Origin of the sequence: Devosia sp. FKR38, assembly GCF_005222805.1 — a bacterium.
Taxonomy (GTDB): Bacteria; Pseudomonadota; Alphaproteobacteria; order Rhizobiales; family Devosiaceae; genus Devosia.
Window position 1 is genome coordinate 2660421 of the sequence record NZ_STGC01000005.1, and the last position, 17705, is coordinate 2678125.

Sequence of the window (17705 nt, forward strand, 5' to 3'; positions counted from 1 at the left end):
GAGGTAGGCGGCAAAGAGCCCCGATATGCCGTAAATCCCCCAAATCCCCCCGTCGACGCCAACGCTGTGCGCCATGCGCCGCTTCGGCTACCGAACCGGTCAGCACTCTGCTATCGATTTGCTGCAAAATGCTGCTCCCCAACCACCGGGGTGCTACACGGATCCTGCCATGACCCAGAAGCCCTATGTCGTCGATGAACTGATCTCGGCCAAAGCCATTGCCGCCCGTGTCGAGGCGCTGGCCAAGGAGATTTCCACCCATTTCGCCGATACCGACAAGCTGGTCGTCGTCGGCCTGCTGCGCGGCTCGTTCATCTTCATCGCCGATCTGGTGCGCGAGCTCGACCTGCCGGTGGAGGTCGATTTTCTCGAAGCCTCATCCTATGGCAATGCCATGGAATCAAGCCGGGAAGTGCGTATTCTCAAGGACTTGCGCGGCGAGATCGCCGGCCGCGACGTGCTGGTGGTCGAGGACATTGTCGACACCGGCTATACGCTCAAGCATGTGCTGGAAATCCTTGAGACGCGCCACCCGCGCCGCATGGAAGTGTGTGCCCTGCTCAATAAGCCCAGCCGGCGCGAGACCGAGGTCAACGCCAAATGGGTGGGCTTTGATATTCCTGACAAATTCGTCGTCGGCTACGGCATCGACTATGCCCAGCGCAATCGCAACCTGCCCCATATCGGCGCGGTGCGCTTCGTCGAAGACCACTAACGCCCGGCGTTTTCCGTAGCCACCGGCGCCGCCCCGACGCCAAAGGCATCGACCCGGCCCACCGGTGCATTGACCAGATCTTCGAGCGTAAACGGCGCCGCCGGCGGCTGCGCCCGCCCGGCCAGCAGCAGATCGTCAGCCCGCACGGCCACCCGGCTGATCGGGATCACCGCCCCGGCCACTTCCAAGAGACGCGTCTGCCCCAGGCCCTGATAGGGCGGGCGCAGCATGGCCGCCGCATCCGTGCCGGCCAGCGGATCGGCCGCCGCCAGCGTCGTGCCGGCGCCACGGTAGAAGCTCTTGACCGTCTGGCTGAGATAGAAGGCCAGCTTGTCCGCCCCGGCGGCAGCAAAATGGATGCCATCATCCTTGCGCATGCGGGCGTTCTGCCCGTTCACATCCGGGCCATAGGAGGAATATTTGCCGTCCTCGCCCAGGAACCGCTCATAGATATCCAGATATTCCGCCCCGCCTGAAAAGCTGGCCAGCCGCTGGATATTGGCGATCTTGCTCATGGCGGCGGAATACTCGGTCTTGGACATCGGCGGCAGGCCGATCCAGATCACCGGCTTGCGGGCCGCGCGCAGTTGCGCGAGAAATTCGGTGATGCGGGCCTGATAGGTGGAAATCCAGCCATCGGACAGCGTCGCCAGCGTGCCGCCCTCCACCGCCAGCTCCTGCCGGTCGTTGACGCCGATCATCACCACGGCGAGGTCAAAGCTATTGGCGGCGATCTGCTCGCCGATAGCCTTGTTCCAGTCGAAATAATCGGCGCGCACAAAGCCCGAGGCGCTGACGCCCTGGTTGATGACCACCAGATTGGCATCCTCGGCATAATGGCGCTCGAGCGCCTTGCTGAGATCGATGGCCAGGGAATCGCCAAACACCGCCAGGCGCGTGGCATCGGGCGCCTTTTCCACCTGTCGCTTGGGCGGCGGCAGGGCAGCAGCGGCGGGCGCGGCGCGCTTTTGCGGCTTCTGCTCGGGCGCCGGCTCGGCTTCGGGCTCGCCAAACAGCAGATCAAACAGCGTCCGGCGCTTTTGCGTCTGCGCCACCTGCACGGTGCCATTGTCCTGGGCAAGCACGGGCGCAATGTCCACCAGCACGAACAGGCCGATCAGCAATGTCAGAACCCAGCGGCGCATGCTCAATCCACGTCTCAATACCAAGCCCTGTCCTAGCAAACCAACGCCGGTCGCACCATCGCGGTCGCCGCCATGTTACTGCGCGCCGGTGAGCGCGGCATAGGCAGCGGCAGTGATGAAGCCATCGGCCACTTCGCCGCGGCTGGCCTGGAAGCGCGCATAGGCCTCCTGCGTGACCGGGCCCAGGCGGCCATCGACACTGCCCTGATAGAGCCCCAGCCCAAGCAGCGCCTGCTGGATGGCCTTGCGCTGGCTGAGATTGGGGAATTTGGTGCTGCGCGGCCAATCGGCGGCAAAGCCCTTGCTGCCCTTGAGGTGATCGGCCAGATGCGCCACGCTGAGCGCATAGCTGTCCGAGAAATTATAGCCTTTGAGCACCAGATAGTTCTGCGTCATCAGGAACTTCGGGCCATTCTGGCCCGCCGGCACATAGAGGAATACCGCCAGATTGGGGTCGGCAAAGGCCCGCCCCGCTACGCGCTGCACGCCGCGCTCGGCAAAGAACGACACCGGGCGCATCTCGGTGCGCGTGGCCAACAGATAATCAAAGCCCTCGGGCAGGCTGACCTCCATGCCCCAATCGAGCCCCGGCTGATAGCCCAGCCCGCGCAGATAGCTTGCGCTGGTGGCCAGGGCGTCGGCCAGAGAATGGTGCAGATCCACCGCGCCATCGCCGTCGCCATCCGTGCCATAGGCCAGCACATTGGATGGATTGACCTGCAGATGCCCGATGGCGCCGGCCCAGGAGCCGACGAGGTGATTGGCGTCGAGCGGTCCGCGCTGCACCAGCTTGAGCGCGGCAATGAGATCGGCCTCATCTTCCTTGAGCCGGCTGCGCCGCTGATGCACCACAGTCGCCAGCGAGCGCACCACGGGCCGGATCAGGCTGGCATTGTCGAGCACCGCGCCATAATCGGTCTCCATGCCCCAGATGGCGCCCAGGATCGCTGGGTCGACGCCATAGGCCTGCGCGACGGAGGCAAACAACGCCGATTGGCGCGGCATGGCCGTCTGGCCGCGCGAGATGCGGCCCGAGGTCACGCGCCCCTCGATATAGTCCCACATCGGCGTGGCGAACTCGGGCTGGCTGCTGACCAGATTGGGCACTTTGGGATCGGGCGTCAGCCCGCTCATGGCCGCGTCATAGACCGATGCGTCAACGCCCGCCGCCAGCGCCGTGCTGCGGAAGCCGGCGACAAAGCTGTCAAAGCTCTCGATCGGCTCGGCAGCCGCCGGCAGCGTGAGCAGCAGGAAGGCCAGTGCGGCAAAGCGCATGCTGGCGCTCCTTTGAGGGATTAGCGGTTGCGCACCATCAGGTGCTTTTCCCAAGCATAGGCGGATTCGACGATTTCGGTAAGGTCGGCATGCTGGGGCACCCAGCCGAGCACCGAGCGAACCTTTTCGCCGGTCGCCGTAATCGAGGCCGGATCGCCGGCGCGGCGCGGGCCTTCGTCGGCGCGGATATTGACGCCGGTGACCTTGCGCACGGTCTCGACCACTTCGCGCACCGAATAGCCGCGACCATAGGCGCAGTTGAGCGTCTGGCTCTCGCCGCCGGCCCGCAAATGCTGGAGCAGCAGGGCATGGGCGGCGATCAGATCGCTGACATGGATATAGTCACGCACGCCGGTGCCATCGGGCGTTTCGAAATCAGTGCCGAAAATGTCCATCTTCTCGCGCTGGCCCAGGGCGGCCTGGCAGGCCACCTTGATCAGATGGGTAGCCATGGGCGAAGACTGGCCGCTGCGACCCTGCGGATCGGCGCCGGCCACGTTGAAATAGCGCAGCACGCCATAGGTAATGGGATGCGCCACCGCGACGTCGGCCAGCATCAGCTCAGTCATCAGCTTGGACCGGCCATAGGGCGAGATGGGGCTGAGCGGGGTGGTTTCCACCACCGGCGCCAGACCCGTCATGCCATAGACGGCAGCGGTCGAGGAAAAGATGAAATGCTTGACCCCGCCCTTGACCGCGGCCTCGATCAGGCTGCGCGAAGTGGCGGTGTTGTTGGCGTAATATTTGAGCGGATCGACCACCGATTCCGGCACCACGATGGAGCCGGCGAAGTGGATGATCTCGGTAATGGCGTGCTTCTTGATCAGCCCGAGCACGAAGTCGACATCGCCGGCATTGCCCTGCTCGAAGTCGGCGCGGCCATCGATGGCCCAGTCAAAGCCGGTGACCAGGTTGTCCAGCACCACGACTTTTTCGCCGGCATCGGCCAGGTTGAGCACCATATGGCTGCCGATATAGCCCGCACCGCCGGTAACCAGTACAGCCATTTTCTGCTAACCCCTAACATTGCAACGAAAATCAGGCTGGTGATAATGTAAAGATATTGAGATAGCTTTACCTTGATACCCACATGGAGTGAACCCTTGCCAAAGCGCGTCAGAACCGCCGTCTTTCCGGTTGCAGGCCTGGGGACACGTTTCCTCCCGGCCACCAAGGCTCTGCCCAAGGAAATGCTGACGGTGGTCGACCGGCCGCTGATCCAATACGCGGTTGACGAGGCGCGCGAAGCCGGCATCGAGCATTTCGTGTTCGTGACGGGCCGCAACAAGGGCGTGATCGAGGACCATTTCGACCGGCAGTTCGAGCTGGAGACCACGCTCGAAGTGCGCGGCAAGACCAAGGCGCTCGAAGCCCTGCGCAAGGACCTGCCCTCGGCCGGCCGTACCAGCTTCACCCGCCAGCAGGAGCCGCTCGGCCTCGGCCATGCCGTCTGGTGTGCCCGCGACATCGTGGGCGAAAATCCCTTCGCCCTGCTGCTGCCCGACATGCTGTTCAAGGGCAAGCCCGGCGTGCTCAAGCAGATGATGGACGCCTATGAGGAAACCGGCGGCAATGTGATTGCCGTCGAGGAAGTGCCGCACAAGGAAGTCTCGTCCTACGGCGTGATTGCCCGCGGCGATGGCCCCGACAATGGCTTCAAGATCACCCAGATGGTCGAAAAGCCCAAGGTCGAGGACGCCCCGTCCAATCTGATCATTTCGGGCCGCTATATCCTGCAGCCGGAGATCTTCAACCTGTTGGCCGACCAGCCCCGCGGCGCCGGCGGCGAAATCCAGATCACCGATGCCATGCAGACCCTGATGCACACCCAGCCCTTCACCGGGGTGAAGTATGAGGGCCAGAGCTTTGACTGCGGCAGCAAGATCGGCTTTTTGACCGCCAACGTGGTCTATGCGCTCGACCGCGACGACATCCGCGACGGGTTCCTCAAGGAACTGCGCAAGCTCGACCTCTCCGAACAGCTCTAGCGCGCCATCCGGCTAGCGCTTGAGCGTCACGCCCACCTTGACCCGGTGGGCGTCCTTGGTGCCATCGGTGCTGCTCTCGGACTGGTCATAGTCATAATCGGCCGTCACCGCCGTATGGCTGCCGAGCTTGTAGTCGGCGCCCACGCCCCAGCCATAGCCCTTCTGGGTCTGGGCACTGCCGGCAAAGCTGGCGGTGTTCCAATCGGCCATGGCGCGCAGGGCCAGGCGCGAATTGAGCGCATAGGTAACATCGCCCGTGACCGTATAGCCGATGCGCGTGGTGCCGCCCGCATTCGGGCCCGGCGGCGCCACGGTGGTGGCAAGCCCCAGCCGCATGCGCAGCGTCGGATCGGGCACATAGCTGACGCTGGCATTATAGAGCTGCGTATTGACTTCGCTCAGGCCCGCCGCGTCATAGCGCACCATGGCGACACCCGTCGACGCAGTGGCCTCAAGCGTGCCGGCCCAACGCCCGGTGACGCCGCCTTCGAGCGTGGTGGTGGTGGCATCGGCCTTGCTGCCCAGGCTGGTCGAGGCGATATCGAACAGGTTGCGGCCGACTCCGGCCGTCCCGAACACCTCAAAGATCGGCGTCGCCTGATAGCCGACGCGCAGCTTGGCATTGCTGGACCAGAAATTCTGCTCGGTGTTGTTCTGCTGGACGCCGCTGGTGAGCGTCGTCTGCCCATAGACGCTGCGCCCCAGCGCGCCGGTGACCCCGACATTGAACTGGCCGAAGCTGCGGGTGACGCCCACTTCGCCGGTGCCGGTAATGGTCTGGGGCGCCACCGAAATCGTGCTGGCAACGCCCGGTGTGCCGGCCAGCGCCCGCGTGACCGAAAGATCGCCCTTGGCGGCGAGCATGGTCTGGCTGTCGAGCGCATAGGTGGATTCAAGGCCCAGCCGCAGGCTGGTGACATCGATCTGCCCATCCTTGGCGCGCACGGCTTCGGCACTGGCATTGATGCTGATGGCCGAGCGGTTGCCGGTGTGCTTGAGCGTCACCGATGGCGACAGCAACATGTCGAAACGCTCGGAATCGGTGGCCTTGGTATAGGCGCCGCGCAGCGACACCGACCAGTCGATGTCAAAGAAGGGATCATAGGGTTCGCGCAGCGGCACATCCTGTGCCAGCGCCGGATTGATCGGATAGACTCCGGGCGACAGCCGTGCATCCTGCAGCGACTCGGGCGCCCCCTGCGGGGTCAGCGAACCGGCAAGGGCTGGCGCGGCGAGGCACAGGGCGCCCAATGCACTCACCTGCCTCAAACAATGCCGCATTCGCTGGGCCAAGGTTCGCTCCGTCCGCCGCAAGACAATCGGCGCGCCGATTCGTGCCCATGGGCGGATTGCCCCAGGCGCGACGATCCTTCCACCTTATGGTTAACGAATGATTGCCGGAGGCCTTTAGGCCAGCGGCTCGACCACCAGCACGGCACCCTGGCTGCCCACGATGCGCACCCGCTGGCCGACCGGGAGATCGGGACCCGAGACGCGCCAGACACTGTCGCCCAGCACCACACGGCCGAAGCCCTGAACGATGGCCTGTTCCAGCACCACCTCATGGCCGATGAAGCCATCGGCGCGCTGGTTGAGAAACGGCCGGTCGCTGGTGGTGGGGCGGCTGCGGGCGAAGCGCAGCCAGAGCACAATGCCGGCCAGCGACAGCACGCCAAAGATCAGCCATTGCAGTGGCCAGGCCAGCGGCTGCACCATGGTGAGCAGCCCCGTGGCGATGCCGGCAATGCCCATCCACAGCAGAATCCCGCCGGGCAGGAACAGCTCCAGCGCCAGCAGCACCAGCCCCGCGACCACCCAGGACCAGTGGCCATTGGCACCGACGAAATCAACCAGGGCCATGCCGGTCTCCTATTGGGTCGGGCCGGCGCTGGGCGGCCGGCTCGGGCGCGCGGCGCTCGGCGCCGTGCCGCCAAAGCTCTCCTTGGCGATTTCGGCAATGCCGCCGATGGCGCCAATGATGCTGGAGGCATCGAGCGGCATCATCAACAGCTTCTGGTTCGGCGAGGTGGCGATGGCTTCGAGCGCCTTGATGTAATTGTTGGCCACGAAGTAGTTGATGGCCTGCACATTGCCCGAGGCAATGGCGTCGCTGACCATCTGCGTGGCCTTGGCTTCGGCCTCGGCGGAGCGCTCGCGCGCTTCGGCATCGCGGAAGGCGGCTTCCTTGCGGCCCTCGGCTTCGAGCACCTGCGCCTGCTTGGCGCCCTCGGCCTGGAGGATCGCGCTCTGGCGACGGCCTTCGGCCTCCAGAATGGCGGCGCGCTTTTCGCGTTCGGCCTTCATCTGGCGGCCCATGGAATCCACCAGATCCTTGGGCGGATCGATGTCCTTGATCTCGATACGGGTGATCTTGACGCCCCAGGGCGACACGGCCGCATCGACCACGGCCAGCAGGCGATGGTTGATCTCGTCGCGGTTGGACAAGAGCTCATCGAGGTCCATCGAGCCCATCACCGTACGGATATTGGTCATGGTGAGGTTGAGAATGGCGTTTTCGAGGTTGGACACCTCATAGGCCGCCGCAGCGGCATCCAGGATCTGGTAGAAGGTAACGCCATTGGCGGTGATCGAGGCATTGTCGCGCGTGATCACCTCCTGGTGCGGTACGTCGAGCACCTGCTCCATCACATTGATGCGCTTGCCGATGGCATCGATGAACGGAACGATGAGATTGAGGCCCGGCTTGAGCGTGCGGGTATATTTGCCGAAGCGCTCGATGGTGAAATTATAGCCCTGCGGCACCGTCTTGGCGCCGGCGAACAGCACCAGCAGCGCCAATATGCCCAGCCCGATCAGCGTAATGCTGAGACCATCCAGGCCCAGTTCGTTGAATATACCCATCGCCAAGTCTCCCGCGCACAATTGGCCACGACACTATGGCGATGTGTGCGATGGTGCAATGACACCCGGTGGCCCGAGGGCTGGTTTGTCTCACGGCATGGGGACATTGAGCCGCCGGTCGATGCTGAGCGTGATGGCGATGACGACAAAGGCAAAGATCACCATGCCCAGGGCAATGGCATGCGCCTGCCCCCACTGCAGGCGCTCGACATAGTCATAGAGCGCAATGGCGATGACCTTGGTCTGGCCCGGGATATTGCCGCCAATCATCAGCACCACGCCGAACTCGCCCACCGTATGGGCAAAGGTCATCACCGCGCCGGTGATATAGCCGGGCCGGGCCAGCGGCAGGGCCACGCGCCAGAAGCGCTGCCAGCCGCTGGCGCCCAGCGTCGCGGCGACTTCGAGCGCGTCATCGCCAATGGTGGCAAAGCCATTGCGCAGCGGCTGCACCATGAAGGGCAGCGAATAAAAGAACGAGCCGATCACCAGCCCGGTGAACGAGAAGGCCAGGGTGCGCCCGCCCCACAGCCCGGCGATCCAGCCGCCCGGCCCATGGGGGCCGAGCGCGATGAGCAGATAAAAGCCCAGCACCGTTGGCGGCAGCACCAGCGGCATGGACACCACCGCGCCGACCAGCTCGCGCAGCCGGCTCTGGCTGCGCGCCAGCCACCAGGCGATGGGCGTGCCGATCAGCAGCAGGATCACCGTATTGAGCGCCGCCAGGGCGAGCGTCAGGCGGATAGGGATCCAGATATCGTCAACAGTCACGCCGCAGGCTCCGCCGCTTGGGTCTTAGGGCGCAGCGTAGCCCGCCGCCGTGATGACCGCGAGGGCCTTGTCGCTCTTGAGGAACTCAAGATAGGCCTTGGCCGCCGGATGGTCTTGGCCAGTCTTGAGCAACACGGCATCCTGCCGGATGGGTTGGTAGAGCTCGGCCGGCACCAGCCAGACACCAGCCTTGCCCACCACCTGGCTGGCCGCGACAAAGCCCAGCTCGGCATTGCCCGTCTCGATGAACTGCAGCGCCTGGCTGATGTTCTCGCCGGTCACCAGCTTGGGGGTGACGGTGGCCGCGAGGTCCAGAGCATCGAGCGCCTCCATGGCGGCACGGCCATAGGGCGCGGTTGCCGGATCGGCGATGGCGAGCTTGGCGAAGCCATCGGCTGCCAGCACCGCCTTGCCGTCGCTGAGGTCGAGCGATGTGCTGTAGAGCGCCAGGGCGCCCACGGCATAGGTGAACACCGTGCCCTCGACGGCCAGCCCCTCGGCCACGGCCTTGGTGGGGCGCTCGTCATCGGCTGCCAGGAACACCTCGAACGGCGCACCCTGCGAGATCTGCGTATAGAGTTGGCCGGTGGCGCCAAAACTATAGCTCACACTGTGGCCGGTTTCGGCGGTGAACAGCGGCGCCAGCGCTTCGGCCACTTTGGTGAAATTGGCAGCGACGGCGACACTAACGCTGTCGGCATGGGCCAGACCCGGCAGGGCAAGGCTGGCCAAAAGGCCCAGGACAAAGACGCGCTTCATGAAAGTGGGACTCGATATGTTCTTATGGACATATCGAGTTTTGACAAAGCAGGAGCGAACCGGCAAGCGTTATTTCTGTTCGGACATATCGAAATAGGCCCGTAGCGCTGCCACATCGCCGGCAATCGCCTCACGCGTCTTCGCCTCCAGCGCACGATAATGCGCCAGTACGGTCTCCCCGGCCGGTGTGAGGTGAGCGCCGCCCTGGCTGGCGCCACCGCGCGTGGATTCCACCAGGGGTCGGCCGAAGCCGGTATTGAGGGCCTGCACCAGCCCCCAGGCCCGCTTGTAGCTCATGCCCATGGCCTTGCCGGCCGCGGCGATCGAGCCGGTCTGGGCGATCAGCGCCAACAGATCGGCCCGCCCCGGCCCGACATAGGCGGTGTCGCTCAGGGTGATCCTGAGATGGGTGAGACCATCGGGGGGAACCCCGGCCATATCAGCCGCGCAGCGCGCTGGCCTCGCGGGCCAGCGCCTCGATGCGACCCCAGTCGCCCGAGGCCAGCGCATCGGCCGGCATGATCCAGCTGCCGCCCACGCAGATCACATTGGGCAGGCCCAGATAGACCTTGGCCTTGGCCGGATCGATACCGCCGGTGGGGCAGAAGGTGATGTCGGGGAGCGGCGAGGCAAAGGCCTTGAGCACCGGCGCGCCGCCATTGGCTTCGGCCGGGAAGAATTTGAGGAACCCATAGCCGCGCTCAGCCGCCGTCATGGCTTCGCTGGGCGTTGCAATGCCGGGCAGCAGCGGAATGCCGATATCGTCAGCGGCATCAAGAATGCGCGGGGAAATGCCCGGCGACACCATGAAGCGGCAGCCGACATCGACCGACTGCTGCATATGCAGCGGCGTACGCACCGTGCCCGAGCCGACAATCGCGCCCGGGACCTTGGCCATTTCTTCCATCACCTTGAGCGCATTGGGCGTGCGCAGCGTGACTTCCAGGATCGGCAGGCCGCCGGCGACCAGCGCTTCGGCCAGCGGCCGGGCCCGGCTGACATCGTCAAGGATGATGACCGGCACCACGGGAGCCAGCGACAGGATGGAGCGGATGGCGGCGGTATCTTGTGGCATGGAAGGCCTCCCAAGGGTGCGTCTGCGGCAAGGGTTAGGAGCTTGGCAAATTTACTGCAACCCCGTTCATTGAATTGCCGCGCAAAAATCCCTAGGTTCCGCATCGACTTGGGGAGGACCAAAGCCATGGTGCAGACAATCAACGCGATCACGCCCCTCGATGAGGCGCGCACCATACTGGCCGGGCACTTCGACCTGACCTATTCCAAGGCCATCGAACGCAGCACCGCCAAGGTGTTTGACCGTGTGCGCGACAAGATTCCCGAGATTGAATGGCCCTTCTATGCGCCGCTGATCTTCCAGATCAACCGGCTCAAAAAGGAGAAGGACGCGGTGATCCTGGCGCATAATTACCAGACGCCGCAGATCTACCATGGCGTCGCTGACATTGTGGGCGACAGCCTGCAACTGGCCATCGAAGCCACCAAGGTCACCCAGTCAGTGATCGTGCAGTGCGGCGTGCACTTCATGGCCGAGACCTCAAAACTGCTCAACCCCGACAAGACCGTGCTGATCCCCGACAGCCGCGCCGGCTGCTCGCTGGCCAGCTCCATCACCGTCGAGGACGTGCTGGCCATGCGCGCCATGTATCCCGGCGTGCCGGTGGTGACCTATGTGAACACCTCGGCGGCAGTCAAAGCCGTGACCGATGTGTGCTGCACCTCGTCCAATGCGCTCGACATCGTCAACCGCGTCGATGGCGATAGCGTCATCATGATCCCTGACCAGTATCTGGCCAAGAACACCGCCAAGAAGACCAAAAAGAAGGTGATCACCTGGGCCGGCGCCTGCGAGGTGCACGAGACCTTTACCGCCGAGGATATCTCGGAGCTGCGCCACGCCTATCCCACGGCCAAGATCATCGCCCACCCCGAATGCCCGCCTGAGGTGATCGATGCCGTCGATTTTGCCGGCTCCACCGCCGCCATGATCGACTGGGTGAAATCCACCCGCCCCGCCCGCGTGGTGATGGTCACCGAGTGCTCGATGTCGGACAATGTGGCCAGCGAGACCACCGGGGTCGACTTCCTGCGCGGCTGCAACATCTGCCCGCATATGAAGCGCATCAACCTCGAAAACGTGCTGTGGTCGCTCCACACCATGAGCGAGGAGGTCACCGTCCCCGCCGAGATCATCGCGCCGGCCCGCCTCGCCGTCGAACGCATGATCGAGATGAGCCGCAAGCGCGACTAGCCGCCCCGGTTTGCCCGCCTGGCATAGGCCAGATGGGCCGGACTGGGCCGGAACAGCGCCTCGTCGGGCACCAGGAGGCGCCCACCCGGATGCAGCCGCACCGCCACGGCCCGATCGAGCGCTTCGGGCCGCGTGACCACCACACGATAGTCATCCTCGACCGAGAGGATGCCCGCACGGAAAGCCTTGGCCACATGCTCTTCCAATGCCAGGAAATTGCTGATTTCGAGCGGCCCGCCCAGCGCGCGCGGACGGATGGGCACGACATCGAGATGGGGATGGATCAGGCCCACATCGGGCAGGAACTGCTCGCCCGTGATGGCGCAGCGATAACGGTAGCTCATCAGCACCAGGCGATAGATGGCCTCATAGGCCTCGAGCGGCGCGCCGGCCTCAAAGCCGCGCTGCCCCTCCTCGCTCCACCCCCTGTCATCACGGGACGTCGCCATTGCCAGGCTCCGGGCTTGCTCCGGACACAACCTTACGGGCAATTACCTAGATTGAGAACCACCGGGACCCGACCATGAGCATTTTCGACAATAGCCTGAATGCCGACGGTGCGCTGATCGTCGGGGCCGGTCTGGCGGGTCTGTTCACCGCCCTCAAGCTGGCACCGCGCCCGGTGACGGTGCTGTCGCCCAAGCCGCTGGGCATGGGCGCCTCCTCGGCCTGGGCCCAGGGCGGCGTCGCCGCAGCCGTGGGCAAGGGCGACAGTAGTCACGCCCATGCGCTGGACACCGAAATGGCCGGGGCCGGCATCGTCGACCACGGCATTGCCGAAAGCGTCACCGCAGAGGCCGCCGCCCGCATCGAGGACCTCGCCCGCTGGGGCACGCCCTTTGACCGCGACGACTTCGGCAATTACGCGCTGGGCAAGGAGGCCGCCCATTCGGCCAATCGCATCGTCAAGGTCGAGGGGGACCGGGCCGGCTGGGCCATCATGCAGGCCATTATCGCACAAGTGCGCCGCACGCCCTCCATCCGCGTGGTGGAAGGCATTACAGCGCTGAGCCTGGCGCGGGACAATGGCCGCATCGTCGGCGTCTTTGGCCGGCGCCTCGGCGACCGCTATTCCGAACCAGTATTCATCCGCGCCCGTGCCACCGTGCTGGCCGCCGGCGGGCTGGGCGGGCTCTATGCCGTCACCACCAATCCCCCCGGCGTGCGCGGCCACGCCATGGGCATGGCGGCCCGGGCCGGCGCGCTGATCGCCGACGCCGAATTCGTGCAGTTTCACCCCACGGCCATCGCCACCGGCGCCGATCCTGCGCCACTGGCCACCGAGGCCCTGCGCGGCGAAGGCGCCATCCTGGTCAATGACCTCGGCGAGCGCTTCATGCCCGCCATTCATCCGGACGCCGAACTGGCGCCGCGCGACATCGTCGCCCGCGCCAATTTCCGCCAGATCCAGGCGGGTCGGAAGGTGTTTCTCGACACGCGCAAAGTGCTCGGCGCCGATATCCTGACGCGCTTTCCCACCGTCGCTCAATATTGTCTGGATGCCGGCATCGACCCTGTCGCCGGCATGATCCCGGTGACACCGGCGGCGCATTTCCACATGGGCGGCGTCAAGGTGGATGAACGCGGCCGCTCGTCCCTGCCCGGCCTTTGGGTCTGCGGCGAGGCGAGCTGCACGGGCCTGCATGGCGCCAATCGCCTCGCCTCCAACTCGCTGCTCGAAGCCACCGTCTATGGCGCGCGCATTGCCGAGGATATCGGCGGGCTTGAGCCGGTGCGCAGCCTCTTGCCCTTCAAGGGCATCGAATGGGACGAGGCCGAAGGCGCCAAGGCCGAACAGGTGCTGCGCGACCTGCCGGCGGTGCAGGAGCTGCGCCACGTCATGACCGACCTCGTCGGCGTTGAGCGCGACGCCACCGGCCTGCGGGCGGCCCTGCGCGCCATCGCCCGTCTCGAAGCCACGGCCGAGCATGTGACCAGCGCCTATCTCAACATGACCACATCGGCCACGCTGGTGGCGGCGGCGGCGCTCAAGCGCACCGAAAGCCGCGGCGGGCACTTCCGCACCGACTTCCCCCAGACCGACGAGACCTGGGAGCACCACACCACCATGGGGCTCGACGAGGCGCTGGCCATCCGCGCCGGGGCTTGATGGGATCACCCTCCGATCCTATCATAAAGTGATATCTAGGGAGCCGACCCATGCCATCGAGCTATTCCATCGGGGACCACTACGAAGCCTTTGCCAAGGAGCTGGTGGCCTCGGGCCGCTATGCCAGCGTCAGCGAAGTGCTGCGCGACGGCCTGCGCCTGATGGAAGAACGCGAAGCCCTGCGCGCCTGGAAACTGGCCGAGCTGAAGAAGGCCATCCAGGAAGGCCTCGACAGCGGCGAACCCGAGCCAATGGAGAGCCTTGAGGAATTCCTGGCCGAAGCGCGTGCCCGCAAGGCCGTTGAAGATGCCGCTTAGGATTGAGCGTTCCGCGCTCGCCAAGCAGGATCTCTTCGAGATCTGGGATCACATCGTCCCCAACAGCCAAAAGGGCGCGACGCGCGTGCTGGGCGATATTTACGCGGCCTTCTCCATGCTGGCCGAGCATCCCCAGGCGGGCCGCACCCGGCCGGAACTGGGAGCAGAGCTCCGAAGCTACCCCGTCGCCGGCCATATCGTGTTCTACCGACACAGCGCCAGCATCCTCGAAATCATCCGCATCCTGCACGCTGCCCGGGACATCGGCCCGGATCTGCTAGCCGAGTGATCACTCTGCCAGCAGATACGTCGCCACCGCGGTACGATCTTCTGCTGTCCAATGCGATGTACCATCGGTGATCACTTCGCCCATGGCCTCGCCCAGCACGTCAAAGCCCGGCGTGAAGCCATCTTCCAGCGTCTGCGCCAGGCTGGCCACGTCATAGCCGGCTTCGACCAGCGCATCCCGCGTCAGCGACGGCGCCTTGCCGCCCGTGCCGCCCGGCGAGCCGGTGAGCAGGGCACTGCGATCGATCGCCCCCACAATATTGCGCGGCGAATGGCAGGCCACGCAATGGGCCGGTCCCATGACCAGATATTTGCCGCGGTTGTATTCGTCCGACTGCGCCGGATTGGGCACGAAGCGGCCTGGCGAGAAGAACAGGTTCTTCCAGCCTGACATGGCGAGGCGAATATTGAACGGGAACGGAATCTGGCTTTCGGCCGCCGGCGTGCTGACCGGCACGGTCGCCATCAGCGCGGCATAGAGATCGGCAATCTCCTGGTCGCTCATCAGCGTATAGTTTTCATAGGGAAACGCCGGGTAGAGATTGCCCTGCGGCCCCATGCCATTGCTCATGGCATCGCTGAACTGCGCTAGGGTCCACTTGCCGATCCCCGCGTCGGGGTCGGAGGTAATATTGGGCGGAACGAAGCTGCCAAAGGGCGTACTGAGCCCGAAGCCGCCGGCCAGGAACCCGGTGCCGGCCTTTGTATTGGTGTGGCAGGCCACACAGCCCGCCAGCCGGATCAGATAATTGCCGCGCTCGACATCGCCCACCAGCGTCAGGTCGCGCGCCGGCCCCGTCACCGGCTTGAGCATATAGGCCGCCGTGCCGATCCCGAGTACGGCCACCACGGCCAGAGCCCATTTCCAACGCTGCATGATCTCGCCCTCTTGTCCCAGAGGCGATACAAACAGACGGCGCGTGCCGACGCAATCAGGCTGGGATCACGACCCCGCCAGATCGAGCAGCGCGGCGATCTGGTCTTGGCGCGTTTCGGCCACCAGACGCCCCAGCTCGGTCGTGCCGCGCATCAGCACCAGCGTCGACCGCCGCGGGATGGCGAGGCTCTTGGCCAGTTCGCCATTGCCATACTTGTCCCAATCCACCCGCACGATCGGAATGGCCGCATATTTGGCCTCAGCCTTGGTCAGGTCATCGAGCACCCGCTGCTGGGCGGCGCAGGTGACGCACCAGCTGGCATAGAAATCGAGAAGAAACGGCTTGCCCCAGGCTTGCAGCTTGGCGAGATTTTCCTCGGAGTAATCGGCGATATCGAGGGCTGATGCGGGCGCCGTAAGGGCCGAGCTGGCGACGAGACCGGCCATGAGGGCCAGGACGGCACGGCGATCGAGATGGGTCATGTTGAGCTCCATGGATGTCTAGAGGCTGACGGAAAGTTCGGTGAACCAGCTCGGCAGCGTGGCAAGGGCCCAGCCCTCCACAACCCTGTCGAGATGAAAGACAATGGCCAGGCCAACCACGATCAGGCCGACGCCCAGAATGGTCTTGGCATGGGGCATGATCGCCGCAAGCGCCGAGCGGCGGCTGGCGATCAGCGAGCGCGCGCCATAGGACAGCGCCAGCATGACCGTGGCGGCACCGGCGGAGAACAGCACCATGATGGCGAGGGCCAGTCCGAGATTGTCGCCCTGAGCGGCCAGGCCAATGGCGCCACCCAGCGTCGGCCCGATACAGGGTGACCAGGCCAGGCCCAGCAGCGCCCCGGCGAGGAACTCGCCCAAGAGGCCGCGCCCCTCGACCTGCCCCATCATCTGCGTGCTGCCCGCGGCGGTGGCGCCGGCGAGGCGGGCAAAGCCCAACTGCGCCTGCGGCACCAGCTGGATGACGCCAAAGCCGACCATCAGCCAGCCGGCGGCCACGGCCAGCGTCTCCTGCGACAGGCCCGTGGCGCGGGTGATGGCGTAAATGGAAATGCCGGCGAGGGTGAAACTGACGGCGAGCCCTCCCGCCATGGCCAGCGGCCCCAGCCGATTGCGGGCCACCGAACTGGCAACGACCAAGGGCAACAGCGGCAGGACGCAGGGATTGAGCAGCGTCAGCAGGCCCGCCGCATAGGCGAAAATCAGTTCGATCACGGCATGCCCCTCGCGCACCTCGTCCAGATGATACGAAGAGCATTCGGTTTTGGACCCGGCCGCGTTACAGGGGCCGGATCACCTCATCGTGACCAGCCGCCTTCAGGCGCCCAGAACGGCGTCCACTTCGGCCCGGGTCGGCGGCTTGCAACCCTTGCGGCCGCAGTTGATGCCGGCCACCACCGCGCCAAAGCGCAGCATTTCGGCCAGTTGCGCGTCGTCCAGGCCCGCCAGGGCGCCCGGCTTCAGCAGATCGCGCTCATTGAGCCAGGATAGCGTGCCGGCCATCAGGCTGTCGCCGGCGCCCACCGTGTCGCCGAACACTGGCGGCGCATAGATGGCGGCTGTCGCCGTACCGGCGGCGGTAAAGGCGCGCGAGCCCTTGTCGCCCAGCGTCACGATGACCAGCTGGCAATTGGGCCGCGCCAGCAGTTCGGCGGCGTGCTGGTCAATGCTCTTGGCGCTGTCGAGCGCCTCGAGATCTTCCTCGGAGACCTTCACCACATGGGCCAGATCCAGGAAGCGCGACAGCCGCGCCTTGTAGCCGGCAAAATCGTCGACCAGGCTCGGCCGCACATTGGGGTCGATGGAAATGGTCGCGCCCTTGGCTACGGCCGCCGCCACCACCTTGAGCCAGGCCTCGGCCTCGTCCGGCTTGATCGGGCAGAAGCCGCCGATCTGGTAGACCTCAAGCGTGTCGGGCAGCGCAGCAATCGCCTTGGCAGCATCGATGGCGCCATCGGCCGCGCGGTAGAAACCATAGCGCGCATTGTGATTGGCGTCGAAATTGATCACCGCCAGCGTGGTGTAGTCCTTGACGCGCTCGGGCAGCAGCGGCGTCACGCCGGCCGCATGGAGCGGCCCCAGCAGATAATCGCCAAAGGCGTCGGCGGAGATGGGGCACAAAAAGCCGGTCGGATTGCCCAGCTTGGCCAGGGCAATGGCGCAATTATAGGGCGAGCCGCCCTGATGGGCCGTCATGACGATCTGGTTTTCGCCATCGCGCCCGATCACGTCGCCGCCGGGGAGAACCACCTCGGCCTTGAGATCGATCAGGCTTTCGCCACCCACCACGAACATGCACTTTCTCCTCAAGCCGGCGCGCCCTGCG

General features: G+C 65.2%; 21 protein-coding genes. 6 read left to right on the forward strand and 15 right to left on the reverse strand.

Annotated elements, in window-relative coordinates; genetic code table 11:
- Positions 1-169: 169 nt before the first annotated feature.
- On the forward strand, positions 170-715 hold the full coding sequence (gene hpt, locus E8M79_RS17825; RefSeq protein WP_137153179.1) for a hypoxanthine phosphoribosyltransferase: 546 nt from the start codon (positions 170-172) through the stop codon (positions 713-715).
- Here the strand turns inward: hpt and E8M79_RS17830 are convergent.
- The 3 genes from E8M79_RS17830 to galE all read right to left on the reverse strand — a co-directional run bounded on the left by E8M79_RS17830 (position 712) and on the right by galE (position 4142).
- A complete protein-coding gene (locus E8M79_RS17830) occupies positions 712-1860 on the reverse strand; it encodes a DUF459 domain-containing protein (protein ID WP_137153180.1) in 1149 nt (382 codons plus the stop codon). The two genes, hpt and E8M79_RS17830, sit on opposite strands and share 4 nt — an antisense overlap.
- Before the next feature lie 75 nt (positions 1861-1935).
- Entirely contained in the window at positions 1936-3135 is a 1200-nt protein-coding gene (locus tag E8M79_RS17835) for a lytic murein transglycosylase (protein WP_137153181.1), read from the reverse strand.
- Positions 3136-3155: 20 nt separating this feature from the next.
- Positions 3156-4142 carry a UDP-glucose 4-epimerase GalE gene (gene galE / locus E8M79_RS17840; RefSeq protein WP_137153182.1) on the reverse strand — a complete coding sequence of 329 codons (987 nt, stop codon included), beginning with the start codon at positions 4140-4142 and terminating at the stop codon, positions 3156-3158.
- A gap of 96 nt (positions 4143-4238) precedes the next feature.
- Between galE and galU the strand changes: the two genes are divergently transcribed.
- Positions 4239-5123, forward strand: a complete 885-nt coding sequence (gene galU, locus E8M79_RS17845) for a UTP--glucose-1-phosphate uridylyltransferase GalU (protein ID WP_137153183.1) — start codon at positions 4239-4241, stop codon at positions 5121-5123.
- A 12-nt stretch (positions 5124-5135) separates the two neighbouring features.
- On the opposite strand, the gene E8M79_RS17850 is transcribed toward galU, so the two are convergent.
- The 7 genes from E8M79_RS17850 to eda form a co-directional block, all read right to left on the reverse strand.
- Positions 5136-6374 carry an outer membrane beta-barrel protein gene (locus tag E8M79_RS17850; RefSeq protein WP_171015922.1) on the reverse strand — a complete coding sequence of 413 codons (1239 nt, stop codon included), beginning with the start codon at positions 6372-6374 and terminating at the stop codon, positions 5136-5138.
- A gap of 156 nt (positions 6375-6530) precedes the next feature.
- Entirely contained in the window at positions 6531-6983 is a 453-nt protein-coding gene (locus E8M79_RS17855; RefSeq protein WP_137153185.1) for an NfeD family protein, read from the reverse strand.
- A gap of 9 nt (positions 6984-6992) precedes the next feature.
- Positions 6993-7961, reverse strand: a complete 969-nt coding sequence (locus E8M79_RS17860; protein ID WP_171015949.1) for an SPFH domain-containing protein — start codon at positions 7959-7961, stop codon at positions 6993-6995.
- A gap of 114 nt (positions 7962-8075) precedes the next feature.
- Complete coding sequence (gene modB / locus E8M79_RS17865) at positions 8076-8756, reverse strand: molybdate ABC transporter permease subunit (RefSeq protein ID WP_137153187.1); 681 nt, start codon at positions 8754-8756, stop codon at positions 8076-8078.
- Between the two features lie 24 nt (positions 8757-8780).
- The gene (gene modA / locus E8M79_RS17870; protein ID WP_137153188.1) at positions 8781-9515 is read right to left on the reverse strand and encodes a molybdate ABC transporter substrate-binding protein; all 735 of its coding nucleotides are present in this window, start codon (positions 9513-9515) and stop codon (positions 8781-8783) included.
- 69 nt (positions 9516-9584) lie between these two features.
- Positions 9585-9953 carry a winged helix-turn-helix domain-containing protein gene (locus tag E8M79_RS17875; protein ID WP_137153189.1) on the reverse strand — a complete coding sequence of 123 codons (369 nt, stop codon included), beginning with the start codon at positions 9951-9953 and terminating at the stop codon, positions 9585-9587.
- Position 9954: 1 nt separating this feature from the next.
- Positions 9955-10590 (reverse strand): bifunctional 4-hydroxy-2-oxoglutarate aldolase/2-dehydro-3-deoxy-phosphogluconate aldolase, encoded by a 636-nt coding sequence (eda, locus tag E8M79_RS17880; RefSeq protein ID WP_137153190.1) that lies wholly within the window; start codon positions 10588-10590, stop codon positions 9955-9957.
- Positions 10591-10716: 126 nt separating this feature from the next.
- On the opposite strand from eda, the gene nadA reads away from it, so the two are divergent.
- Positions 10717-11784 (forward strand): quinolinate synthase NadA, encoded by a 1068-nt coding sequence (gene nadA, locus E8M79_RS17885; protein WP_137153191.1) that lies wholly within the window; start codon positions 10717-10719, stop codon positions 11782-11784.
- On the opposite strand, the gene E8M79_RS17890 is transcribed toward nadA, so the two are convergent.
- Positions 11781-12233: a hypothetical protein gene (locus tag E8M79_RS17890; protein ID WP_137153192.1), complete on the reverse strand. Its 453-nt coding sequence runs from the start codon at positions 12231-12233 to the stop codon at positions 11781-11783. The two genes, nadA and E8M79_RS17890, sit on opposite strands and share 4 nt — an antisense overlap.
- A 74-nt stretch (positions 12234-12307) precedes the next feature.
- Here E8M79_RS17890 and E8M79_RS17895 point away from each other — a divergent pair, with 74 nt between their 5' ends.
- Genes E8M79_RS17895 through E8M79_RS17905 form a run of 3 tightly spaced genes read left to right on the forward strand, consistent with a single transcriptional unit; the run spans position 12308 to position 14500 of the window.
- On the forward strand, positions 12308-13894 hold the full coding sequence (locus tag E8M79_RS17895; RefSeq protein WP_137153193.1) for an L-aspartate oxidase: 1587 nt from the start codon (positions 12308-12310) through the stop codon (positions 13892-13894).
- 50 nt (positions 13895-13944) lie between these two features.
- On the forward strand, positions 13945-14211 hold the full coding sequence (locus tag E8M79_RS17900; RefSeq protein ID WP_137153194.1) for a type II toxin-antitoxin system ParD family antitoxin: 267 nt from the start codon (positions 13945-13947) through the stop codon (positions 14209-14211).
- Entirely contained in the window at positions 14201-14500 is a 300-nt protein-coding gene (locus tag E8M79_RS17905) for a type II toxin-antitoxin system RelE/ParE family toxin (protein ID WP_137153195.1), read from the forward strand. The genes E8M79_RS17900 and E8M79_RS17905 overlap by 11 nt, the downstream gene beginning before the upstream one ends.
- Here E8M79_RS17905 and E8M79_RS17910 read toward each other — a convergent pair whose 3' ends face one another.
- From E8M79_RS17910 to E8M79_RS17925, 4 genes are all read right to left on the reverse strand, one after another.
- A complete protein-coding gene (locus tag E8M79_RS17910) occupies positions 14501-15376 on the reverse strand; it encodes a cytochrome c (protein WP_137153196.1) in 876 nt (291 codons plus the stop codon).
- Positions 15377-15442: 66 nt separating this feature from the next.
- Entirely contained in the window at positions 15443-15859 is a 417-nt protein-coding gene (locus E8M79_RS17915) for a thioredoxin family protein (RefSeq protein ID WP_137153197.1), read from the reverse strand.
- A gap of 18 nt (positions 15860-15877) precedes the next feature.
- On the reverse strand, positions 15878-16594 hold the full coding sequence (locus tag E8M79_RS17920) for a cytochrome c biogenesis CcdA family protein (protein ID WP_171015923.1): 717 nt from the start codon (positions 16592-16594) through the stop codon (positions 15878-15880).
- A 102-nt stretch (positions 16595-16696) separates the two neighbouring features.
- Complete coding sequence (locus E8M79_RS17925) at positions 16697-17674, reverse strand: PfkB family carbohydrate kinase (RefSeq protein ID WP_137153199.1); 978 nt, start codon at positions 17672-17674, stop codon at positions 16697-16699.
- Positions 17675-17705 lie beyond the last annotated feature (31 nt).